Origin of the sequence: Ilumatobacter sp. (assembly GCF_041688325.1) — a bacterium.
Taxonomy (GTDB): Bacteria; Actinomycetota; Acidimicrobiia; order Acidimicrobiales; family Ilumatobacteraceae; genus Ilumatobacter_A.
The window spans coordinates 1-3119 of the sequence record NZ_JBDNIJ010000096.1 but is presented as its reverse complement, the minus strand read 5'-3'; the positions used below and the strand labels follow the sequence as shown (position 1 = coordinate 3119).

The following is a 3119-nucleotide window of genomic DNA, read 5'->3' as shown; positions in this document are numbered from 1 at the left end:
TGCTTCGACAGATCCTGCAGGCGGCCGTTGACGACCGGATGCTCCGATCGAACCCATGCACCCTGAAAGGCGCAGCCGTCGAGCGAAGTGCGGAACGTTCGATCCCAACGCTCGAGCAGGTCCTCACGCTGTCTGAAGTAATCAAGCCCGAGTATCGGTTGATGGTGTTACTGGCGGGCCTTGTTGGTCTCCGCCGAGGCGAGTGCTTTGGGCTGCGCGTCGATGATCTCGAGCCTGGTGCGGACCACTGGTCGGTTGCAGTCGACGCGTCGATCGTCTTCGTTCGTGACAAGGCGTACCACCAGGCACCCAAGACCGCCGCCGGTGTGCGGCGGCTTGCGATTCCGAGCGCAGTGACCACTGTTGCCGAGCAGCACCTCGCCAACTTCGGTAGGAACAAACCGAGCGACCTCTTGTTTGTCGATCTACGAACGGGTACAACGCCGACGATGACGGTGTGGCGCCGAGTGTGGGCGAACGCTCGTCGAGACGCCAGCGTCGAATGTACCTTTCACGACTTGCGGCACCACGCCGGCACCCTGACGGCTACGGCGGGAGCGAGCATCCGCGAGTCGATGGCTCGACTGGGACATTCCTCACCGAGGGCCGCCTTGCGCTATCAGCACGTCGCTGAAACGCGGGACGCCGAGGTGGCGTCAGCAATGGACCGTCTCATTCAACGCTGATGGTCAGCGTCAGCTTGGGAAGCGCTTCGGGGCCGATCGCATCGTGCCTGCGTGTGGGGGGTTTCGCCTGCTCAGGCGTGGGTTCTGGGGGCACTGTTGTTGTGCGCTGTTGCGCCGTATCGCACCCTGTTGAGTGTTGTTCTAGGCACGAATTAGGCACGGAGTCTTCTGGCGCCGGTGGTGTCACCGAAGCCGCGCGACCGTCCGAGGGATGTATCGCTCGAGGATCGTCAGCAAGTCGTCAGGTGTCATCGGCGGTCGGTTTCGTCGGCCTGCCATTTCGGTGATCGCGTCGCCGACAGCCGCGCGCTGCTCGTCCAGCAGTTCGCTGATGAAGTCGTCGAGCGACATGGCGATGATGCCGTGCGGTGCGCAGGATGTTGGAGGGAAGTGCCGCAAGTTCTCGGTCACGATCACGTCGGCGCCGGCCATGACGGCGGTTGCGAGCACGTGTCGATCGTTGATGTCGTTGGTCATCTCGTCGACGAGCGAACCGGGTGGAGCAGGAATGCTTGCGCCATCGAGTGCACGGTTCATCAGACTGAAGCGTTGGGTGATCTTGTCGGGATCGAGGTCCGGGCGGTTGGTCGTGAGGTTTCGAATCGCCTCATCAAGGATCGCCTCGGACCAGTGCGGTCGGTAGGCGTCTCGTACCGCGAGCGTGACGAGGAGGTCGGTGGGCGTGATGCCGTAGAGGACGTTCGCGTCGAGGACCGCGATGAGTCGACTCATCGCAGAGTGGCTGCCTATAGGTCCATGCCGGTGTCGTCGGCGAGCTGCTGAATTTCTGCGAGTGCTACTCGGCTCGCATCGTCTCGTTGTGTCTTGTACGCGAGGAGGTCAGCGAGAGCGAGCCGGCGATGCGAGCCCGCCATGTGGTGCGGGATGGTTCCTCCGTCGACGAGCTTCACGACGTGCGGGCGACTGACGTTGAGCAATTCGGCGGCTTCGGCCGTGGTGAGCACAGCGGAGGAAGACATCACCGTCACCTCGTTTCCGGCGCGAAGTTCAGCGACGATTCCCGTCAAGGCCTCACGAAGTGAGGTGGGCAGTTCGAGGACGCCAGCATCGAGCTGCGCAGCGATCTGTTCGGCTGCTTCGGCGTTGAGTGAACTTGGATTGATTGTCGACAACATCACGTTCTCCTTCAACTCGAAACGATAGTTCACAAACGAAACAAACGCAACGGTGTCGCCCAGTGATGCTATTTTTCCGACGCGAAAGGCGCATTGCTAGTGGTGACGCGCGCAAGTGAGCTGGCTGTCGGGTGAGGTGGCTTTGGCGTTCCAGGTCCAGTTGAAGGGTTTGGCCCGTGTGTTGTAGTCGTTGACGTAGTCGATGATCGCGCCGGCGAGGTCGTTGGTGTCAGCGAACTCGGCGGTGCTCAGGAGTTGGCGGGTGAGGATCGAGAACCACATCTCGACCTGGTTCAGCCATGAGGCGTGGGTCGGTGTGCGATGCAAGAACACCCGGTGATGTTCGTCGAGCCACGCTTCGACATCGGGGGTGCCATGCGAGGCGAGGTTGTCGACCTATTCCGATGTCGGCATAGTTACGAGGTCGGCATAAGTCGACAATGCAGTGCAACTCGAGATGGCCCGCGACTTGGGAGTCGAGTTCGTCCAAGAACCCAATGAAGTTCGCGGCGCGTGTCGAGTCCGACGGCCTGACAATCACTTCGCCGGTGCCGCACTCGAACGCAGCAAACAGCGCTCGTGTGCCGTGGCGTTTGTACTCGAACTCCTGCTGGGCGGGCCGACCCTTCGACTGCTGGTTGGGTCGGGTTGATGCGGGACTTGGCTTGCATCCCAGTCTTTTCGTCGACGGAAAACACCGCCCAGTTCTCGCCCGGGTCCAAGTAGAGCCCACAAATGTCGACCGCCTTGTCATCGAAGTCGGGGTCGTGGGACGTCATCCACGACCGCACCTGCCACGGCTTGATCTTCATGGTCTTGCAGATCCGCCACACCTGGGACTCCGAGATCGCGATGTCGTGATCATCGTTCAAGATGCGCGCGACTTCGGGCATCGACATCCGTGCCTTGCGTCGCTTCGCTGAAAGCTGACCGGACTCCGGGGGCCGGGTCGTGATTGTCTTCACCAACGTCAGACGATCCTCGGGCCCATACACCTGTGGCCGACCCGAACGATCCCGATCACGAAGCCCGTCAAGGCCCTCGTTGCGGAACCGGCGTTTCCACAGATCAACCTGGTTGCGATTCACCCCGACCACCTCAGCGACCTTGGGTGACGAGACGCCACGAGCGGCCATCAACACGATCTTCGCGCGCTGCCAATCACGGCGCTCCGTCGTCGCTGCAGCCACCCGGCGCTCCAGGATCTCACGATCCGCCACCGACACTTCCACCCCAACCGGTCTCGTCATCCACCCATCAAACCACAGCCATGTCATTAACGCGAGCATGCACTAGT

The 3119-nt window shown here is 61.6% G+C and carries 4 protein-coding genes and 1 pseudogene; 1 reads left to right on the top strand and 4 read right to left on the bottom strand.

Translation table 11 applies throughout. The features are described 5' to 3' along the window. On the top strand, positions 1 to 686 hold a 686-nt coding region (locus ACH2EI_RS06230; protein WP_395159475.1), incomplete at its 5' end, for a tyrosine-type recombinase/integrase. A gap of 183 nt (positions 687 to 869) precedes the next feature. Here the strand turns inward: ACH2EI_RS06230 and ACH2EI_RS06225 are convergent. From ACH2EI_RS06225 to ACH2EI_RS06210, 4 genes and pseudogenes are all read right to left on the bottom strand, one after another. Next, complete coding sequence (locus ACH2EI_RS06225) at positions 870 to 1418, bottom strand: PIN domain-containing protein (RefSeq protein WP_395156982.1); 549 nt, start codon at positions 1416 to 1418, stop codon at positions 870 to 872. A gap of 14 nt (positions 1419 to 1432) precedes the next feature. Beyond that, positions 1433 to 1837: a helix-turn-helix domain-containing protein gene (locus tag ACH2EI_RS06220; RefSeq protein ID WP_395156980.1), complete on the bottom strand. Its 405-nt coding sequence runs from the start codon at positions 1835 to 1837 to the stop codon at positions 1433 to 1435. Between the two features lie 81 nt (positions 1838 to 1918). Further along, positions 1919 to 2206 (bottom strand): annotated as a pseudogene (locus tag ACH2EI_RS06215) (transposase); the annotation flags it as partial. A 32-nt stretch (positions 2207 to 2238) separates the two neighbouring features. Continuing rightward, a complete protein-coding gene (locus ACH2EI_RS06210; RefSeq protein ID WP_395156978.1) occupies positions 2239 to 3072 on the bottom strand; it encodes an IS630 family transposase in 834 nt (277 codons plus the stop codon). Between the last annotated feature and the right edge of the window lie 47 nt (positions 3073 to 3119).